This window comes from Arenimonas oryziterrae DSM 21050 = YC6267 (genome assembly GCF_000420545.1).
Classification (GTDB): Bacteria; Pseudomonadota; Gammaproteobacteria; order Xanthomonadales; family Xanthomonadaceae; genus Arenimonas; species Arenimonas oryziterrae.
On the sequence record NZ_ATVD01000003.1, the window covers coordinates 119,978 to 139,161 of the forward strand.

General features: G+C 67.9%; 17 protein-coding genes. 10 read left to right on the forward strand and 7 right to left on the reverse strand.

The genetic code is table 11. The annotated features are described in order from the left end of the window. Positions 1-72: 72 nt before the first annotated feature. The 3 genes from G467_RS0108970 to G467_RS0108980 are packed head-to-tail and all read left to right on the forward strand — an operon-like array spanning position 73 to position 4,273. A complete protein-coding gene (locus tag G467_RS0108970) occupies positions 73-1,881 on the forward strand; it encodes an assimilatory sulfite reductase (NADPH) flavoprotein subunit (protein WP_022969400.1) in 1,809 nt (602 codons plus the stop codon). Further along, positions 1,881-3,560 carry an assimilatory sulfite reductase (NADPH) hemoprotein subunit gene (gene cysI / locus G467_RS0108975; RefSeq protein ID WP_022969401.1) on the forward strand — a complete coding sequence of 560 codons (1,680 nt, stop codon included), beginning with the start codon at positions 1,881-1,883 and terminating at the stop codon, positions 3,558-3,560. Before G467_RS0108970 ends, cysI begins: the two co-directional genes overlap by 1 nt. Next, complete coding sequence (locus tag G467_RS0108980) at positions 3,557-4,273, forward strand: phosphoadenylyl-sulfate reductase (protein ID WP_022969402.1); 717 nt, start codon at positions 3,557-3,559, stop codon at positions 4,271-4,273. Before cysI ends, G467_RS0108980 begins: the two co-directional genes overlap by 4 nt. 7 nt (positions 4,274-4,280) lie before the next feature. On the opposite strand, the gene G467_RS16115 is transcribed toward G467_RS0108980, so the two are convergent. Continuing rightward, entirely contained in the window at positions 4,281-5,270 is a 990-nt protein-coding gene (locus tag G467_RS16115) for a LysR substrate-binding domain-containing protein (protein ID WP_022969403.1), read from the reverse strand. Between the two features lie 247 nt (positions 5,271-5,517). Between G467_RS16115 and cysG the strand changes: the two genes are divergently transcribed. The 5 genes from cysG (at position 5,518) to cysN (ending at position 11,063) form a co-directional block, all read left to right on the forward strand. Continuing rightward, positions 5,518-6,957 carry a siroheme synthase CysG gene (cysG, locus tag G467_RS16120; protein ID WP_033397630.1) on the forward strand — a complete coding sequence of 480 codons (1,440 nt, stop codon included), beginning with the start codon at positions 5,518-5,520 and terminating at the stop codon, positions 6,955-6,957. A 10-nt stretch (positions 6,958-6,967) separates the two neighbouring features. Next, positions 6,968-7,150, forward strand: coding sequence for a hypothetical protein (locus G467_RS0108995; RefSeq protein WP_022969406.1), 183 nt, complete (start codon positions 6,968-6,970; stop codon positions 7,148-7,150). A 22-nt stretch (positions 7,151-7,172) separates the two neighbouring features. Beyond that, positions 7,173-8,147 (forward strand): cysteine synthase A, encoded by a 975-nt coding sequence (cysK, locus tag G467_RS0109000; protein WP_022969407.1) that lies wholly within the window; start codon positions 7,173-7,175, stop codon positions 8,145-8,147. Positions 8,148-8,280: 133 nt separating this feature from the next. Beyond that, a complete protein-coding gene (gene cysD / locus G467_RS0109005) occupies positions 8,281-9,192 on the forward strand; it encodes a sulfate adenylyltransferase subunit CysD (protein ID WP_026802522.1) in 912 nt (303 codons plus the stop codon). Next, on the forward strand, positions 9,192-11,063 hold the full coding sequence (gene cysN, locus G467_RS0109010; RefSeq protein WP_022969409.1) for a sulfate adenylyltransferase subunit CysN: 1,872 nt from the start codon (positions 9,192-9,194) through the stop codon (positions 11,061-11,063). Before cysD ends, cysN begins: the two co-directional genes overlap by 1 nt. Before the next feature lie 24 nt (positions 11,064-11,087). Here cysN and ung read toward each other — a convergent pair whose 3' ends face one another. The 6 genes from ung to rhlB form a co-directional block, all read right to left on the reverse strand. Further along, entirely contained in the window at positions 11,088-11,777 is a 690-nt protein-coding gene (ung, locus tag G467_RS0109015; protein ID WP_022969410.1) for a uracil-DNA glycosylase, read from the reverse strand. 31 nt (positions 11,778-11,808) lie between these two features. Further along, on the reverse strand, positions 11,809-12,267 hold the full coding sequence (locus G467_RS16125) for a septum formation family protein (protein ID WP_022969411.1): 459 nt from the start codon (positions 12,265-12,267) through the stop codon (positions 11,809-11,811). Positions 12,268-12,375: 108 nt separating this feature from the next. After that, complete coding sequence (locus G467_RS0109025; RefSeq protein ID WP_022969412.1) at positions 12,376-13,218, reverse strand: response regulator; 843 nt, start codon at positions 13,216-13,218, stop codon at positions 12,376-12,378. Between the two features lie 8 nt (positions 13,219-13,226). Beyond that, the gene (gene ftsX, locus G467_RS0109030) at positions 13,227-14,156 is read right to left on the reverse strand and encodes a permease-like cell division protein FtsX (protein WP_026802524.1); all 930 of its coding nucleotides are present in this window, start codon (positions 14,154-14,156) and stop codon (positions 13,227-13,229) included. A 47-nt stretch (positions 14,157-14,203) separates the two neighbouring features. Beyond that, the gene (gene ftsE, locus G467_RS0109035) at positions 14,204-14,890 is read right to left on the reverse strand and encodes a cell division ATP-binding protein FtsE (protein WP_022969414.1); all 687 of its coding nucleotides are present in this window, start codon (positions 14,888-14,890) and stop codon (positions 14,204-14,206) included. Between the two features lie 98 nt (positions 14,891-14,988). After that, positions 14,989-16,656, reverse strand: a complete 1,668-nt coding sequence (gene rhlB, locus G467_RS0109040; RefSeq protein ID WP_022969415.1) for an ATP-dependent RNA helicase RhlB — start codon at positions 16,654-16,656, stop codon at positions 14,989-14,991. Positions 16,657-16,827: 171 nt separating this feature from the next. On the opposite strand from rhlB, the gene trxA reads away from it, so the two are divergent. Both trxA and rho read left to right on the forward strand, forming a co-directional pair. Further along, the gene (gene trxA / locus G467_RS0109045) at positions 16,828-17,160 is read left to right on the forward strand and encodes a thioredoxin (protein ID WP_022969416.1); all 333 of its coding nucleotides are present in this window, start codon (positions 16,828-16,830) and stop codon (positions 17,158-17,160) included. A gap of 213 nt (positions 17,161-17,373) precedes the next feature. Then, positions 17,374-19,152 carry a transcription termination factor Rho gene (rho, locus tag G467_RS0109050; protein ID WP_022969417.1) on the forward strand — a complete coding sequence of 593 codons (1,779 nt, stop codon included), beginning with the start codon at positions 17,374-17,376 and terminating at the stop codon, positions 19,150-19,152. Positions 19,153-19,184: the final 32 nt, after the last annotated feature.

Below are 19,184 nucleotides of genomic sequence, written 5' to 3' on the forward strand. Positions count from 1 at the left end.
CATAACCAACCGTCCTTTCCGCCGGGGCCGGGGCGATTCCTAGGATGGACTCCCATCCCGGACCTCGCCGCCATGACCGCCCATCTGCCCGCCCCGATCACCCCGCCGCTGTCCGAGGAACGCGGCGTGCTGCTCGCGCGCCTGGTCGACGGCCTGGAGGCGCCGGCGCTGCACTGGCTGTCGGGTTATGCGGCCGGTCTCGCTGCGCAGCCCGGGCGCGCGACGCGGCCCTTGCAGGCCGTTCCGGTCGCCGAGACCGGCAGCGACGCGCGCCTGACCCTCGTCTACGGCAGCCAGACCGGCAACGCCCGGCGCGAAGCGGAAAAACTCGCGGCCGAGGCCGAAGCCAGCGGCCTGAGCGTGCGTCTGCTGCGGGCCGATGCGTATCCCTTGCGCGAACTCGCCAGCGAACGCCTGCTCTACGTCGTCATCAGCACGCAGGGTGACGGCGATCCGCCCGACGACGCGCTCGCCTTCGTCGAATTCCTCGCCAGCCGGCGCGCACCGGCGCTCAAGGAACTGCGCTACGCCGTGCTCGGCCTCGGCGATGCGAGCTATCCGCAGTTCAACGCGATCGGCCGTCGCCTCGACGCGCGCCTGGCCGAACTCGGCGCCACGCGCGTGTTCGCGCTCGGGGAAGCGGATGTCGACATCGACACCGTCGCCGCCCCGTGGCGCCAGCAGGCGCTGACGCAGGCGCGCGATCTGCTCAAGAGCCCCACCGTCGCCACGGTGACCGCGCTGCGGCCGACGGTGCCCACCGCCGTCGCGTGGTCGCGGGAGCGCCCGTTCGCGGCCGGGCTGCTGAGCAACCAGCGCATCACCGCGCGCGAGAGCGATCAGGACGTGCGTCACCTGGAGCTCGCGCTCGCCGACCCCGGCTTGAGCTACGAACCCGGCGACGCGCTCGGCGTGTGGCCGCGCAACGACGACGGCCTGGTCGACGAAGTGCTCGCCACGCTCGCGCTCGATGGCGAGGAAGCGATCCGCCACGGCGACGAAACCCTGCCGCTGCGCGACTGGCTGGGCACGCGGCGCGAACTGACGCGCTTGAGCCGGCCCTTCCTCGCGCGTCACGCCGCGTTGAGCAACGACGTCGCGCTCAACCGTCTGCTTGCGCCCGAACATGGCGCCGCGCTCGCGCAACGCCTGTCGACCGAACAGCTGGCCGACCTGCTCGCCGCGCATCCCGCGCCCTGGAGCGGCGAGGAACTGGTCGCCGCGTTGCGCCCGCTTGCACCCCGCCTGTATTCGATCGCCTCCAGCCGCAAAGCCGTCGGCGATGAAGCGCATCTCACGCTCGCGCGTGTCGACTATGCGCACGGCCAGGCGCGACGTCATGGCGTCGCGTCGCACTTTCTTTCCCATCGCGACGCCGGCGCCACGGTGCCGGTTTTCATCGAACGCAACGAACGCTTCCGCCTCCCCTCGGACCTTTCGCGCGACATTCTGATGATCGGCCCGGGCACCGGCGTCGCCCCTTTCCGCGGCTTCGTGCAGGAACGCATCGCCACCGGCGCGAGCGGACGCAACTGGCTCGTGTTCGGCGCGCGCCACGCGCGCTCGCAGTTTCTCTACCAGCTCGAATGGCAGGACGCGTTGAAGAACCGCCAGCTGCATCGCCTCGATCTGGCGTTCTCGCGCGACCAGGCCGAGCGGATCTACGTGCAGCAACGTCTGCGCGAAAACGGCCGCGCGGTGTACGACTGGCTCGTCTCGGGCGCACAGGTCTACGTCTGCGGTGCGGTCGCGATGGGCAAGGACGTGCATGCCGCCCTGCTCGAGATCGTCGCCGAACACGGCGCGCGATCGCCGGAGGATGCCGGCGAATTTCTCGCGCAATTGCTCAAGGACGGGCGCTACGCCCGCGACGTGTACTGATGTCGGCGCCCCTGTCCCCGGTGGAAACCCTCAAGGCGAACAGTCGCGGCCTGCGCGGCACGCTGACCGACAGCCTCGCCGATCCGGTCACCGGTGCGCTGCGCGAAGGCGATGCCCAACTGCTGAAGTTCCACGGCAGCTACCAGCAGGACGATCGCGACGTGCGCGAAGAGCGGCGCCGGCAGAAGCTCGAGCCCGCCTATAGCTTCATGATCCGCACGCGCCTGCCCGGCGGCGTCGCCACGCCGGCGCAATGGCTCGCGCTCGACGCGATCGCTCGCCGCTACGGCAACCAGACCTTGCGCCTGACCACGCGTCAGGCCTTCCAGGTGCACGGCATCATCAAGCGCGATCTCAAGCCGACGATCGCGGCGATCAATCAAAGCCTGGTCGACACCGTCGCTGCCTGCGGCGACGTCAACCGCAATGTCATGACCAGCGCTAACCCGGTCGAGTCGCGTGCGCATGCGGCCGTGTACGCAGCGGCGGTCGCGCTGTCCGAACACCTGCTGCCGCACACGCGTGCCTATCACGAAATCTGGCTCGACGAGCAACAGATCGTCGGCGCCGACGAATCCGAACCGGTGTATGGGCCGACTTATCTGCCCCGCAAGTTCAAGATCGGCATCGCCGTGCCGCCCAGCAACGACGTCGATGTGTTCAGCCAGGACCTGGGCTTCATCGCGATCCTCGACGCGCACGGCGACCTGCTCGGCTACAACCTGCTCGCCGGCGGCGGCATGGGCAGCACGCACGGCGACGCCCGCACCTATCCGCGATTGGCCGACGTGCTGGGTTTCATCGCGCCGGACCAGTTGGTCGCTGCAGCCGAGGCGGTACTGACCACGCAGCGCGACTTCGGCAACCGCAGCGATCGCAAGCTCTCGCGCTTGAAGTACACGATCGACAAACTCGGTCTCGACGGGTTCCGCGCGGAAGTCGAACGCCGGCTCGGCACAGCACTGGCACCGGCACACGGGTTCTCTTTCAGCCACAACGGCGATCGCTTCGGCTGGACTGCCGGCTACGACGGCCGTTGGCATCTGACCCTGCGCATCGAAAGCGGTCGCGTGCAGGGCGCCGCACTCGACGGGCTGCGCGAGATCGCCGCGAGCCATGGCGGCGATTTCCGCCTGACGCCGAACCAGAACCTGATCATCGCCAACGTCGCCGACGACCAGCGCTCGCGTATCGATGAACTGGTCGCGCACTACCATCTCGACGGCCATCTGCACGCGACGCCGCTGCGCCGATTCGCACTCGCCTGCGTGGCGCTGCCGACCTGCACGCTGGCGATGGCCGAGGCCGAGCGGTACCTGCCGGCGTTTCTCGACCAGGCCGAAGCGCTGCTCGACACGCATGGTCTGCGCGACGCACCGATCCTGCTGCGCCTGTCGGGTTGCCCGAACGGCTGCTCGCGTCCGTATCTGGGCGAGATCGCGCTCGTCGGCAAAGGCCCGGGCCGCTACAACCTGCACCTGGGCGCGGATTTCCAGGGCCGCCGGCTCAATCGTCTGTATCGCGAAAACCTCGCCGAAGCCGAAATCCTCGCCGCACTCGATCCCCTGCTTGCGCGCTATGCCGCCGAACGCACGGACGCGGAAGGCTTCGGCGATTTCCTGCTGCGCGCCGGCCTGCTGCCGGCGCCGGCCATCATTCCCACGGAGTTAGTGTCATGACCTTGCCCGATCCCGTTGCTGCGGCCGAGGACGGCCGCGCGCTCGCCGAACTCAACCGCTGGCTGGGCGATCGCAGCGCCGAACAACGCGTCGCCTGGGCGCTGGAGTCGCTGTCCGGCGGCCATGCGCTGTCCTCGAGTTTCGGCGCGCAGGCCGCGGTGTCCCTGCATCTGCTGGCGACGCAGAAACCGGACATCCCGGTCATCCTCATCGACACCGGCTACATGTTTCCCGAGACCTACCGCTTCGTCGACGAGCTCGGCGCGCGCCTGTCCCTGAACCTGCACGTGTATCGCCCGCGCATCAGCCGCGCGTGGATGGAAGCGCGGCACGGCCATTTGTGGGAACAGGGCGTCGAGGGCATCACGCGCTACAACCAGTTGCGCAAGGTCGAACCGATGCAGCGCGCGCTGCAGGAACTGGGCATCCGCACCTGGTTCGCCGGCCTGCGTCGCAAACAATCCGAGAGCCGCGCACAGACCGATTTCCTCGAACTGCGCGACGGCCGCTGGAAAGTGCACCCGCTCGCCGACTGGAGCGATCGCGACGTCTGGGACTATCTGAAGAAGCACGACCTGCCCTACAACCCGCTCTGGCACGAAGGCTACGTCTCGATCGGCGACACCCACAGCACGCGCCGCTGGGAACCGGGCATGCGCGAGGAAGACACCCGTTTCGCCGGACTCGTGCGCGAGTGCGGCATCCACAACTAGCGCGCCATCACGCCTCGGCGTTGACCTGCGGAAACCGCCAGCGCGGCCACTGCACCGGATCGATGAGCAGCGGTTCGCCGTCCTCGATCGCGCTGCGCAGATCGCGCGCATGCAATTGCGGCAGCAAGGTGGTGATCAGGGCCTGGGTGTAGTCGCGCAGGACGCGGTCGCGACGCAGCAGCAGCCAGGTCGTGCAGGTCGGCAGCAGATCCTCGGCCGGCAGCACCACCAGATCGACGTCGTCGGGCGTGACCGCCATCTCGGCGAGAATGCCGACGCCGAAACCCGCGCGCACATAGGTCTTGATCAGATCGGCATCGCGCGCGGTGACCGCGAGACTGGGCTCGAGACCGGCGGCGACGAAGGCGCGGCGCAGCGAGGATTCCGGCTCGCGGCTCGATTCGTAACTCACCAGCGGGTACTGCGCGAGATCGGCCAGCGTCAGGCGCCGGCCGAGCGCGGCCAACGCATGCCCGCGCGGCACCAGGACCACGCGCTCCCAGCGATAGATCGGCAGCGCGAGATCGGCGGCGGGCGCGGCACCGGCGGTGCTGACGATGGCGATTTCCGCTTCGCCGCGCGCCAGGCGCGCCAGCGATTCGCTGTCGCCGCCCGGCGTGAGGTGCACGGCGACTTGCGGGAAGTTGCGGTTCAGCGCTGCCAGCGCGATCGGCAGCGCGTAGCGCGCCTGCGTATGCGTCGTGGCGATGTGCAGTTCGCCCTGGGTGTCGCGGCGCAGGTTCGCGGCGAGCGCACGGATGTTCGAGGCTTCGGCGAGCAGGTTGCGCGCATGCACGATGACTTGCTGGCCGGCAGGCGTGATCGCCTCGAGGCTGCGCGCGCGGCGCGTGAAAAGAATGAAACCAAGCTCGTCTTCGAGCTGCTTGAGCTGCTTGGACAGGCCAGGCTGGGTCGCATGGACCTTGGCCGCGGCGAGCGTGATGTTCAGGCCGGAATCGGCGATGGCGACGAGATAGCGAAGTTGGGTCAGGGTCATGTCGGGGTCGATCGGGTAGGCGGCGGGTCGGGTCGGCGGGCGGCGGTGCGGGCGGACATGCGACAGGTGGCGGGCTTCATATATCGCTCCATCTTTATAAAAGGATATGTCAATCCTAGCGGGCCCTCCGGCCGCTGTCCAGACGGCTCCCGCCATATGCCCGGGCGGAATGTCACCAGAGCGGACGGTCATTTCCGCGCACCGCGCGCGCTCGGTAGTTTCGAGGCCTGTCCTCCGGAATCCGTCCATGACCGCGCCCCTGTTTCCGCTGTTCGCCGACCTGCAGGACCGCGCCGTACTCGTGGTCGGTGGCGGCAGCGTGGCCGCGCGCAAGGTCGAGGCCCTGCTCGGCGCGGGCGCGCGCATCACCGTCGGCGCACCGTCCCTGGACGCGCGTCTGCACGCGCTCGCCGAGGCCGGCACGATCATCCATCGCGCAGGCAACTTCGTTCCGGACTGGCTCGACACCGTTTGGCTCGCGGTGGCGGCGACCGATGATCGCGCGGTCAATCGCGCGGTCGCCGATGCCGGCGCCGCGCGTCGGGTGTTCGTCAATGTCGTCGACGATGCCGAGCTCTCCAGTTTCCAGGTGCCCTCGCTGATCGATCGCGGCCCGCTGCAGATCGCGATCTCCACGCGCGGCGCGGCACCGATGCTCGCGCGGCATCTGCGCGAAACCCTGGAGGCGCAGTTCGACGCGTCCCTCGGCGTGTTGACCGAGCTGTTAGGCAAACACCGCCGCAAGATCCGCACGCGGCTTCCCGATCTCGGCCAGCGCCGCCGCTGGTTCGAACGCCTGCTCGCCGGCGCGGTGCCGCGCCTGTTGCGCCAGCGGCAACCGCTGCAGGCCGAACGCGCGCTGCTGACGGCGCTTGGGGAATCGGCGCAAGGTCCGGGCGAAGGCTCGGTGGTCCTGGTCGGTGCCGGTCCCGGCGACCCGGGCCTGCTGACCCTGCGGGCTTTGCGCGCGCTCAACGAGGCCGACGTGATCCTGCATGACCGCCTGGTCAGTGCCGAGGTGCTCGCGCTCGCGCGTCGCGATGCCGAACGCATCGAAGTGGGCAAGCAGGCGGGCCATCACCCCACCCCGCAGGACGACATCCACGCGCTGATGCTCGCGCATGCCCGCGCCGGGCGCCGGGTCGTGCGACTCAAAGGCGGCGATCCGTTCGTGTTCGGGCGCGGCGGCGAGGAGTTGGAAGTCCTGCGCGCCCACGGCATCGCCTACGAAGTCGTGCCGGGCATCACCGCCGCGCTCGCCTGCGCGGCCTATGCCGGCATTCCGCTGACGCACCGCGATCACGCGCAGTCCTTGCGACTGATCACGGCGCATAGCCGCGATTGCGGCGCGCCGCCGGACTGGCGCGCGCTTGCCGCCGAGCGTCAAACCCTCGCCGTGTACATGGGCGTCGCCGAACTCGGGTCGCTGCAAGCGCAGCTGATCGCCCACGGTCGCGAGGCCACGACGCCGTTCGCCCTCATCGAAAACGGCTCGCGCCCCGAACAGCGCGTGATCACCGGCACGCTCGCCGACCTCGCGCGGCGCGCCCAGACGCATGCGGTCGTTTCACCGGCGCTGCTGATCCTGGGCGAGGTCGCGGCGTTCGCGACCACCTTGCACTGGTTCGGCGCCGCGCCCCTGACGCATGCCGATCTCCCTTCCTCCGAACTGCGCAGCGCCGCCTGAAGCCACCGCCATGAGCAAAAACGACGACGCCGTCCCGCCCACCTCCGCCGCCTGCGCACCGCCGACGGCCAAGACAAGACCGTTGCCGAAGAACGGCTGGCGCGACCCGGAACGCCGGCGCGCGTTCGCGCTGGGCTCGCTGCGTGATGCGGCGGGCGCGCGCCCGGTCATCAAACCCGTTTCCGATTCCTGATCGCCTTTCCCCGGGACTTCCCATGATCCACGACAGCATTCTCGACACCATCGGCTCCACGCCCATCGTGCGGCTCGCGCGGCTCGCGCCGGCGCACGTCACCCTGTATGCGAAAGTCGAATCCTTCAATCCCGGCGGCTCGGTCAAGGACCGGCTCGCGCTCGCGATCATTCTCGATGCCGAACGTCGCGGCGTGCTCGCGCCCGGACAGACCGTCGTCGAAGCGACCTCGGGCAATACCGGTATCGCCCTGGCCATGGTCTGCGCCGCGCGTGGCTATCCGTTCGTCGCGGTGATGACCGAAACCTTCTCGATCGAACGGCGAAAACTCATCCGCGCGTACGGCGGCAAGGTCATTCTCACGCCGGCGGCCGAGCGTGGCAGCGGCATGGTGCGTCGCGCCGAAGAACTGGCGCGCAAGCACGGCTGGTTCCTCGCGCAGCAGTTCGCCAATCCGGCCAACCCCGCGTATCACCGCAGCACGACGGCGCCGGAAATCCTGCGCGATTTCGCCGGCAAGCGCCTGGACTATTTCGTCAGCGGCTGGGGCACCGGCGGCACGCTGACCGGCGTCGGCGAAGTACTCAAGCTCGCGCGTCCGGACGTGCGCATCGTCAGCACGGAGCCGGCCGGCGCATCCCTGCTCTCGGGCAAGGACTGGGCACCGCACAAGATCCAGGGCTGGACGCCGGACTTCATTCCGGCCGTGCTCAATCGCGCGGTCGTCGACGAACTGCTGCCGGTCGATGACGTGCTCGCGCGCGATACCGCACGCCGGCTCGCGGCCGAAGAAGGCGTATTCGTCGGCCTCTCGGCCGGCGCGACGATCGCCGCCGCGCTGCGGGTTGCCGAAAACGCACCGGCCGGCTCAGTGCTGCTTGCGATGCTGCCCGACACCGGCGAGCGCTACCTGAGCACCTTCCTGTTCGAAGGCATCAGCGAAGGTTCCGACGACGACTGGCTCGCGCAGGTCGACGCGGGCGCGCTCGCCGCCTGAGCCGCTTGCCAGGCAGGGTCTGCGACGGCTCCGCGACGCGGAGATTCCGTCGGCGCCCTCATTTACGTCACACTCCCCCAACGACCCGTCGCCGGCCGCACCGGCGACGCTTCCCCGGCCAAGGCGACCCATGATGTCTGCGGTACCCGCGCTCTCCCACCTCGACCGCCTCGAAGCCGAGAGCCTGCATATCCTGCGCGAAGTCGCCGCCTCGTTTCAGCGCCCGGTGCTGCTGTATTCGATCGGCAAGGATTCGTCGGTGCTGCTGCACCTGCTGCGCAAGGCCTTCGCGCCCGCCGTGCCGCCGATGCCGCTGCTGCATGTCGATACGACCTGGAAGTTCCGCGAAATGATCGCGTTCCGCGATGCCGTCGTCGCACAGCACGGACTGGATCTGCGCGTGCACATCAATCCCGACGGCGTGCGCGCGGGCGTCGGTCCGTTCAGTCACGGTGCCGCCGTGCATACCGAAATCATGAAGACACTCGCGCTCAAGCAGGCGCTCGATGCCGGCGGCTACGATGCCGCGATCGGTGGCGCACGCCGCGACGAGGAAAAATCGCGGGCGAAAGAGCGTGTTTTTTCCTTCCGCAACGCCCAGCACCGCTGGGACCCGAAGGCGCAACGTCCGGAGCTGTGGGATCTGTACAACCCGCGCGTGCATGCCGGCGAAAGCGTGCGCGTGTTCCCGCTCTCGAACTGGACCGAGCTCGACATCTGGCTGTACATCGCCCGCGAGGACATCGCCGTGGTGCCGCTGTATTTCGCCAAGGAGCGGCCGGTGGTCGAACGCGACGGCGGGCTGCTGCTCGTCGACGACGAACGCCTGCCGCTGCGACCGGGCGAAGTGCCGCAGCTGCGCAAGGTGCGTTTCCGCACGCTCGGCTGCTATCCGCTGACCGGCGCGGTCGAATCGCAGGCCGAGACGCTCGATGCGGTCATCGCCGAGATGCGGGTCGCGCGCACCTCCGAACGCCAGGGCCGGCTCATCGACCACGATCCGGGCGCGTCGATGGAGAAAAAGAAACAGGAAGGGTATTTCTGATGAACGACCCGACCCTTGCGCAACGCCTGGCCACGCACGAGAGCAAGCCGCGCCTGCGCTTCATCACCTGCGGCAGTGTCGACGATGGCAAAAGCACGCTGATCGGTCGTCTGTTGCATGACACCGGCGCGCTGTTCGACGATCAGATCAGCGCCCTGGACAACGACAGCCGACGCCATGGCACGCAGGGCGCCGACGTCGACTACGCCCTGTTGCTCGACGGCCTGGCGGCCGAGCGCGAGCAGGGCATCACCATCGATGTCGCCTACCGCTATTTCAGTACCGACGCGGCCAGCTTCATCGTCGCCGATTGCCCCGGCCACGAGCAGTACACGCGCAACATGGCCACCGGCGCCTCGACCGCGGACCTCGCGATCGTGCTCGTCGATGCGCGCAAGGGACTGCTGACGCAGACGCGTCGACACAGTTATCTCGCGCGCCTGTTCGGCATCCGCCATGTCGTGCTGGCGGTGAACAAGATGGATCTGGTGGCCTACGACCAGGGCGTGTTCGACACGCTCGTCGCCGACTACCAGGCGCTCGCCACGGCGCTGGGCATCGAGGCGGTCACCGCGATTCCGTTGTCCGGATTGCGTGGCGACAACCTGATGATGCCCTCGCCGAACACGCCCTGGTATCGCGGCCCCAGCCTGCTGGCGCATCTCGAAGCCTGCGCGCGCGCGACCGGTCGCGCCGCGGACTCCGCGGGCTTTCGCCTGCCCGTGCAATGGGTCTGCCGGCCGAACCAGGATTTCCGTGGCTTCGCCGGACAGATCGCCGCCGGCGCGGTCCGCGTCGGTGACCCGGTCGTCGTCGCGGCCTCGGGCCAGACCAGCACGATCACCTCGATCGCGCTCGGCGACACGCCGCTCGCGCAGGCGGGCACCGGGCAATCGATCCTGGTCACGCTCGCCGATGAAATCGATATCAGTCGTGGCGATGTGCTCGCAAGCGCCAGCACGCCACCGCCGGTCGCCGATCAGTTCGCCGTTCACCTGCTGTGGATGGGCGCGGCACCGCTGCTGCCCGGGCGCAGCTACGCGCTCAAGCTGGGCACCGCGACCGTCAATGCCCAGGTCACCGAGATCAAGCACAAGGTCGACGTGAACACGCAGGAGCCGCTCGCGGCCAAACGCCTGGAGCTCAACGAGATCGGCTACTGCAATCTCAGTCTCGATCAGGCGATCGCCTTCGAGGCCTACGAAAACAATCGCACGCTCGGCGCCTTCATCCTCATCGACAAGCAGACGCTGGCGACGGTCGCAGGCGGTACCATCGATTTCGCGCTGCGCCGCGCCGCGAACGTGCACTGGCAGGCGCTGGACGTCGATCAGGAGGCGCGTGCCGCGCTCAAGCACCAGACACCGCGCTGCCTGTGGTTCACCGGCCTGTCGGGCTCGGGCAAATCCACGATCGCCAATCTGGTCGAAAAGCGTCTGCTCGCCGAAGGTCGCCACACCTATCTGCTCGACGGCGACAACGTGCGCCATGGCTTGAACCGCGACCTCGGCTTTAGCGCCGAGGACCGCGTCGAGAACGTGCGCCGCGTCGCCGAAGTCGCCAAGCTCATGGTCGATGCCGGCCTGATCGTCATCGTGAGTTTCATCTCGCCGTTCCGCGATGAGCGGCGCCTGGCGCGCGAGCTGTTCAAGGAAGGCGAGTTCGTCGAGATCTTCGTCGACACGCCGCTGGCCGAATGCGAGCGCCGCGATCTCAAGGGGCTGTACGCGAAAGCGCGCGCGGGGCTGATTCCGAATTTCACCGGCATCGATTCGCCCTACGAACGTCCCGAGCACGCCGAGCTCGTTCTCGACACCACGCGCGAAAGCCCCGAGTCCCTCGCCCAACGCGTCGCCGATCGCGCCCTGTAATTTCGGCAGGGGACCCGGCCGCTGCTACGGGGCCGGCAGGGCCCAGTCGATCGGCGCGAGGCCGCGCCCGGCGAGCCAGCGATTGGCGGCGGAGAAATGGCCGCAGCCGATGAAGCCGCGATGCGCCGACAGCGGCGAAGGATGCGGCGCGCGCAGCACGCAGTGTTTGCGCGCATCGATGATCTTGCCCTTGGCCTGTGCGTAACTGCCCCAGAGCAGGAACACCAGGCCCTCGCGCTCGCGGTCGAGCGTGGCGACGATATGGTCGGTGAACCCTTCCCAGCCCTTGCCCTGATGCGAGCCGGCGATGCCCGCCTCCACGGTCAGCACCGAGTTGAGCAGCAACACCCCCTGGCGGGCCCAGGGCAGCAGGTAGCCGTGCGCGGGTCGCGGCAGCCCGAGGTCGCGTTCGATTTCCTTGAAGATGTTCACCAGCGACGGCGGTACGTCCACGCCCGGCGCCACGGAAAAACACAGACCGTGCGCCTGGCCCGGACCGTGATACGGATCCTGGCCGAGCACGACCACCTTCACTGCCTCGAACGGCGTCGCGTCGAGCGCGGCGAACATCTGCGCGCCGGGCGGATAAATGCGCTTGCCCTTGGCTTTCTCCGCGCGCAGGAAGTGGGCCAACGCGCGCATGTCCGGCCGTTGCAGATACTCGGCGAGCCGTCCCTTCCAGGACGGCTCCAGACGAATCGCATCTTCGGTCATGCGGTTTCGGTCATCCGCGACCGGGTCGCGCTCAGATGCCCAGGCCCTTGGCCGAGCCGGTGCGCGGCGATTCGTCTTCGGTGACGATCAGGCACAGCACTTCGCGATCGTTCTTTTCCTTCCAGCCGTCCGCCTGCGGCGTGAGCGTCTGCAGGTGCAGCTCGGAATCGTCATAGGACTTGCCCACGAAACCGGCAAAAGCTTTGGTGCAACCTTCTTCGGCGAGCTTGTCGACGACGTCGTCGCCCGGGAACGCGCCGCGATCGATGTCGAACGCGTGATAGACCTCGTACACATGCGGCTTGGCGCAATCGATCTTGTCCATCTCGGCCACCGACTGCGCGTCCATGCCGCTGCTCAGGCAATCGCCGAGCTTGATCGTGAACACATCGACGGTTTCCGACCCCGGCGCTTCGCCGGCCCGGGTACAGGCGGACAGCATCGCGACGGACAGGGCGAGGACGAGAACAGCACGGAGGCTCGGACGCATGGCGGGATTCCTTGGGATCAGGGTGGGCAACGAAAGGATGATACAAGCGGGCCGGAGGCCACGCGCACGCCAATGCTCGGGTCGGCGCAGGTACGCCGGCACTGCGGGCTACTTCGCGAGCTTCTGCCGGATCAGGCGGCCCACGCGCAGCTGGAACAGCAGCTTGGTGACCAGCAACCGCTCCTCGATGGGCTTTTGCACGAGATCGTTCGCGCCCGCGCGCAGCAGGTCGGTCTGGTTGGCCGGATTGGCGTCGCCGGTCATGACCAGCACGGGCAAGAGGCCTTTGGGATAGTTGAAGTCGCGGCGGATCGAATGCACCAGATCCTTGCCGGTCAACTCGCCCTTGAGATACACGTCGGTGAGCACGACGTCCGGGCCGGGAATGCGACCCTGCGCCTTCATCGTTTCCAGATGCGCGATCGCATCCTCGACGCCGGTGGAATGGATGACGGTCAGACCGTGTTTTTCCAGCATGCGCCGGGTTGCGACGGCGACCACGCGGCTGTCCTCGACGTAGAGCACTTCGCCGCCCGCTTCCGATTCCGGTGCGACATAGCCCTTGATGAAAGCCGCCAGCGCGTTGAAGCCAAGCGACTTGTCGAAATAGTCGGTGACATCGTCGCTGATGCTGCGCGTCTCCAGACGCTCCTGCACGTCGCCCGACACCACGATGATCGGGATGTAGGCCTGCGGCGTGTGGTCGCGGATATAACGCGCGAGCTCGAGGCCGTCGATGTCCGACAGACGCAGCGCGGTGGTGACCAGATTGATGCTGCCGGCCTGCAAGGCCGCCTTGGCTTCGGCACCGGTTTCGCAGCCGACGAACTCCATGTCCGGCAATTGCTGGCGCAGCACGCCTTCGATCATCTTGCGCACGACCTTCGACCCGTCCACCACCATGATGCGTGGCGACGTGGTATCGACTAGTCGGAAGCCGGGACTGCTCATGGGAACACTCAGATCTGCGTGGGGCGAGTCTGCCTCAGATGATGGCCCGTGGCGAGCCACGCGCCGAGCCAGCCGATCGCCGTCGCGCCTGCCAGAACGGCCAATGCGCCCAGCCAGCCCGGGCCATCGAGGTGGAACTGGTTGCCATAACTGGCGATCAGGGGCGACAGGCGCGGTTGCAAGGCCCAGCCCGCGACCAGCAGCACCGCCAGGGCGAGCACGCCCGAGGCCAGGCCGTACCAGGCACCGAGGTAGACGAAGGGCCGGCGCACGAATCCGTCGGTGGCGCCGAGCTGCTGCAGGATGCCGATTTCCTCGCGGCGCGCGCCGATGTCCAGGCGCACGGTATTGCCCACGACCAGCAACACGCCCAAGCCCAGCAAGGCCGCGATCACCCACATCAGGCGGGCACCAAACGCCAGCCAGGCCGACAGGCGCTGACGCCAGACCGCGTCGTGCTGCACGAGGTCGACTTCCGGCCGCGACTTCAATGCGGCCGCCAGGGCCACGCCCTCGTCGCGCGGCTGCACGACGAGCACAGTCGGCAGCGGATTGTCCTCGAGCACGTCGAGCGCGCCGGCGAGATCGCTCATCTGCCGGAATTCCGCCAGACCCTGTTCCGGCGTCTTGATGACCACGCCGGCGACATCGGGGCGCGCACGCAATTCATCCGCCAGACGCTGCGCGGCCGCAGCATCGACCTCGACTTTGAGGAACAGGCCGATTTCGCGCGACTCGCGCACGCTGCCGGAAAAACGTTCGATGTTCGCCAGCCCCAGGCCCAGACCCAGCGGCAGCGCGATCGCCACCGCCATGACGCCGACCGTGAGCAAGGTCGCGAACGGACGCTGGAAGAACCGGCCCAGGCTCGAGACCAGCGAATAGGCATGCTGCTCGCGCCACGCGCGCAGGCGCTTGAGTACGCCGCCTTCGCTGATGCGCGCCGCGGCGGCGGGCTTGTGCCGGATGTCGGACTTGTTGGCACTCACGAGGCCAGCTCCTCGGGCGAGATGTCGTCGGCGAGTTTGCCGTGACTGAGCACGAGCACGCGCCGGCGCATGCGCTTGACCAAGGCGAGGTCGTGGCTGGCGATCATCACCGTCGTGCCCTGCGCCGGCAGGGCAGCGAAGTGATCCATGATTTCGGCGGCGAGGGTCGGATCGAGGTTGCCGGTCGGTTCGTCGGCGACCAGCAGGCGCGGCTGCGCGGCGATCGCGCGGGCGATGCCGACGCGTTGCTGCTCACCGGTCGACAACTCGCCCGGACGCGCTTTTTCGCGCGCGCCGAGGCCGACTTTTTCCAGCGTGACGCGCACCCGCCGGCCGACTTCCGCCGAGGGTGTGCCGGCGATCAGCAAGGGCAGGGCGACGTTGTCGAACACGCTGCGGTCCATGAGCAGGCGATGGTCCTGGTAGACCACGCCGACACGGCGCCGGTGCAGCGGCACCTGGCGGCCGCGCACTTTCGCGAGGTTGCGTTCTTCGACGAGCACGGTGCCGCGCGTCGGCCGTTCGCTCAGGTGGATGAGCTTGAGCAGGGTGCTCTTGCCGGCGCCGGAATGGCCGGTGACGAAAATCATCTCGCCTTCGTCGACCGAAAAACTCAGTTCGCTCAGCGCGGTGTGGCCGCCGGGATAACTCTTGGTGACGTTGTCGAAACGCAGCAGGGTCATGGTTCGTTCCGCGATGGCTCGACGCCATCATGTAGGAGCGCTCCTGAGCGCGAAAGCCCTTCGTCGTCGACCCGGTGTCGCCACCGGGCCGCCTGTCTTCAGCCTGGCTTGACCCAGGACTTCACGCGACTCGCGAAGCGCTTGAGGAAGGACTCTTTCGACACGCCGGGCGCGGCGACGACCGGTGCGGGACCGGTGACTTTCGCGGCGGCATGGGCCGCGGCCTGATCGTTGCGCGGCGCGCCCTCGGGGCGCGGACCGCGGCGGTTGCGTTCGCGCGGCGGCGCGTTCGGATCGCGCGGCGGGCGCGGCGGCGCATTGGGATCGCGCGGCGGGCGCGGTGCCGCATTCGGATCGCGCGGCGGTCGCGGCGTGCCGGAGGACGAGGCGCCGCCCTCACGACGCGGACCGCGCGACGACGAACCCTCGCGACGCGGACCCGAACCGGGACCGCCGCGTCCGCCACTGCCGCCCTTCTTCGGGCCACGGCCGCTGGCTTCGAGTTCGGCGCGGGCTTCGCGGAAGATGTCGGCGATCGACTCGGCCTTTTCGCCGTCAGCACCGACCAGCGGCTCGCGCGGCGTGCGCGGGATCGCGGTCAGGGCTTCGGTGGTCACCGGCTCGACCGGAATCTTCTGCTCGATGTAGGCCTCGATCGCCGGCAGGCCCTGCGCGTAGATCTCGCAGGCGAAGCTGATCGCATCGCCCTCGGCACCGAGGCGCGCGGTGCGGCCGATGCGGTGCACGTAGTCCTCGGCCTCAAAGGGCAGGTCGAAGTTGTACACATGGCTGACGTTATCGATGTGCAGGCCGCGCGCAGCGACGTCGGTCGCGACGAGGATTTCCAGTTCGCCGCGCTGGAACTTGGCGAGCAGGCTCTGGCGCTTCTTCTGCGGCACATCGCCCGACAGCACGCCGACGCGGTAGTGCGCGCGCTCCAGGGCGCGGGCGACTTTCTCGACCCAGGCCTTGGTGTTGACGAACACCATCGTGCGGTTGGCTTCCGTGCGCGAGAGCAGGCCGATCAGCAGCGGCAGCTTTTCTTCGTTGGCCGGGAAATAGATCTTCTGGCGCACGCGCGCCGCGGTCACGAACTCCGCCTCGACGACGACCTTTTCCGGCTCGTTCATGTGCTCGTAGGCGAGCTCGAGCACGCGATGGCTCAGCGTCGCCGAGAACATCAGGGTCTGGCGCTCTTCGCGGCGCGGCAGTTTGCGCAGCAGGAAGCGCAGGTCCTTGATGAAGCCCAGGTCGAACATGCGGTCGGCTTCGTCGAGGATGCAGACTTCGCAGGCGTGCAGGTGCACGACGCCCTGGCGGACGTAATCGATCAGGCGACCCGGGGTCGCGATGATGACGTCGGCGCCCGACTGCAGCATGGCTTTCTGCTTGTCGTAATCGACGCCGCCGTAGACGAGCGCAAACTTCAGGCCGAGGGCGCTGCCGAATTTCTCGGCGTCCTTGTGGATCTGGATCGCCAGCTCGCGGGTCGGCGCGAGGATCATCGCGCGCGGATCGGCCGGACCACGGTTGGCCAGGGCCGGCCGGGTCATCAGGCGGTTCACGAGGGTGACCAGGAAGGCGAGGGTCTTGCCCGTGCCGGTCTGGGCCTGACCGGCGACATCGCGCCCGGCGAGGGCGATCGGCAGGGTCATGGCCTGGATCGGCGTGCAGCGCGTGAAACCCGCGGCTTCGAGGCCGGCGAGAACTTGCGGGTTCAGGTCAAAATTCGAAAAAGCGATATCAGTCAGTGGTTTATCAGTCATTTTTGCTCATTCGCGCGGTCTAGCCGCGCTTGCGCCGGTGGCGCGGGGGTCGCAAACTGCGACGGTGTTTCGGGACGGGTGCCGGTTGGTTTTCGGCATGAGAACCCCCAGTTTAGCGCAATCGATGGCCAGACCCGGCTGTCTTCTTCTATAAGAATCAGGAGTTTCCCCGTGAGTGACCAAGTAACCCATGTCGGCGATGCGGATTTCGAAAGCCAGGTCCTGAAGTCCGACACGCCCGTGCTGGTCGACTTCTGGGCACCGTGGTGCGGCCCCTGCAAGATGATCAACCCGCTCGTCGAAGAGCTCGCCGGCAACTACGCGGGCAAGGTCAAGGTGGTCAAGCTCAACATCGACGACCATCCGAGCAGCCCGCGCAATTACGCCGTGCGCGGCGTGCCGACCCTGATCCTGTTCAAGGACGGCAAGCCGTTCGGCACCCAGATCGGCGTGCCGGGCGACATCAAGCAGCGCCTGGTCAAACTGATGGAATCGGGCCTGTAATCCGAACTCCGGTCGCGAAACCGGCGCCCACGCGCCGGTTTCGCCGACCCGCCACCCCGCCCCGCGCGGCGGACCGGCCACCCTCCCCGTTTAGCGCCGCGCTTGTGGTCTGCCCGCAGCCGGTGGTAGCGTAAGTCCCAGCAAGGTGCCCACGGCACTGCTCTCTCTGCACCCTCTCCTTTCTTCCCCTGACTCGCATTCGCGAGGAACTCTGTGTCCGACAACGAGACCGAAACCGGCAGTCCTGCCGTGAAAGCCCCGCGCAAACCGCGCGGACCCAACAAACCCCGAACTGCCGATGACGCCGCCGCTCCTGCGGTCGACAGCGCGCCTGTCGCCGAGGCGTATGCGCCGGCGCCGCCGCGTGCGCCCGAGGCCAGTGCCGAACACCCGGCACCGCGCCATCCGCAAGGCGGACAGCACGGCGGCCACGCCGGCGGCCAGCCCTCAGGCGGCGCGCCGGGCGGCCAACAAGGCGGCCAGGGCGGTGACAATGCCAATGCCTCCCAGGAATCCCGCGAAGGCGGCCAGGGCGGCGAAGAAGGCGGCTTCCAGAACCGCAACCGCAATCGCCGCGACCGCTTCCGCGACCGTTTCAAGGATCGCGACCGCAACCGCCAGGGCGGCGGTGACGAGGCCGGCGAGAACAACAACAACGGCGGCAACAACGACCGCGGCGAGCGCCAGCAGAATTACCAGCCGCCGCAGCTGCCGCCCGATTTCCCCAGCTACACGCTGACCGAACTCAAGCGCATGCCCGCGCACAAGCTGCTGGAGATGGCGGAAACGCTGAACCTGCACGAGGGCGTGGCGCGCATGCGCAAGCAGGACGTCACTTTCGCCCTGCTCAAGGTGCTCACCCGCCACCCGAACGGCGTCGCCGGCGACGGCGTGCTGGAAATCCTGCCCGACGGCTACGGCTTCCTGCGCTCGGCCGATGCCAGCTACCTGGCCGGTCCGGACGACGTGTACATCTCGCCCAGCCAGATCCGCCGCTTCAACCTGCGCACCGGCGACGAGATCTCCGGCCGCATCCGCAGCCCGAAAGACGGCGAGCGCTATGTCGCGCTCAACATCGTCGACACGATCAACGGCGAGCCGCCGGAAGCGTCGAAGGGCAAGGTGCTGTTCGAGAACCTGACGCCGCTGTTCCCGCGCAAGCGCTTCACGCTCGAACGCGGCAACGGCTCGTCGGAAGACATCACCGGCCGCATCATGGATCTGATGGCGCCGCAGGGCAAAGGCCAGCGCGCGCTGATCGTCTCGCCGCCGAAAGCCGGCAAGACGATGATGATGCAGAACATCGCCCAGGCGATCATCCACAACCATCCGGAAACGCACCTGATCGTGCTGCTGATCGACGAGCGTCCGGAAGAAGTGACGGAAATGCAGCGCACGGTGCGCGGCGAAGTCATCTCCTCCACGTTCGACGAACCGGCCGCGCGCCACGTGCAGGTCGCCGAAATGGTGATCGAGCGCGCCAAGCGCCTGGTCGAGCACAAGAAAGACGTGGTGATCATGCTCGACTCGATCACCCGCCTCGCGCGTGCCTACAACATGGTCGTGCCCAGCTCGGGCAAGGTCCTGTCCGGCGGCGTCGACGCCAACGCGCTGCACCGCCCGAAGCGTTTCTTCGGCGCGGCCCGCAACGTCGAAGAAGGCGGCTCGCTGACGATCATTGCGACCGCGCTCGTGGACACCGGCTCGAAGATGGACGAGGTGATCTACGAAGAGTTCAAGGGCACCGGCAACTCAGAAGTGCACCTGGACCGCCGCATCGCCGAAAAGCGCGTCTATCCCGCGATCAACATCAACCGCTCCGGCACGCGCCGCGAAGAGTTGCTGATCGAACCGGACATGCTGCAGAAGATCTGGATCCTGCGAAAGCTCCTGCATCCGATGGACGAGCTGGCCGCGATGGAATTCCTGCTCGACAAGATGAAGACGACCAAGTCCAACGACGAATTCTTCAGCGCGATGCGTCGCGGCTGAGGGTTCGGACCACGTCACCACGGAACGCCGGC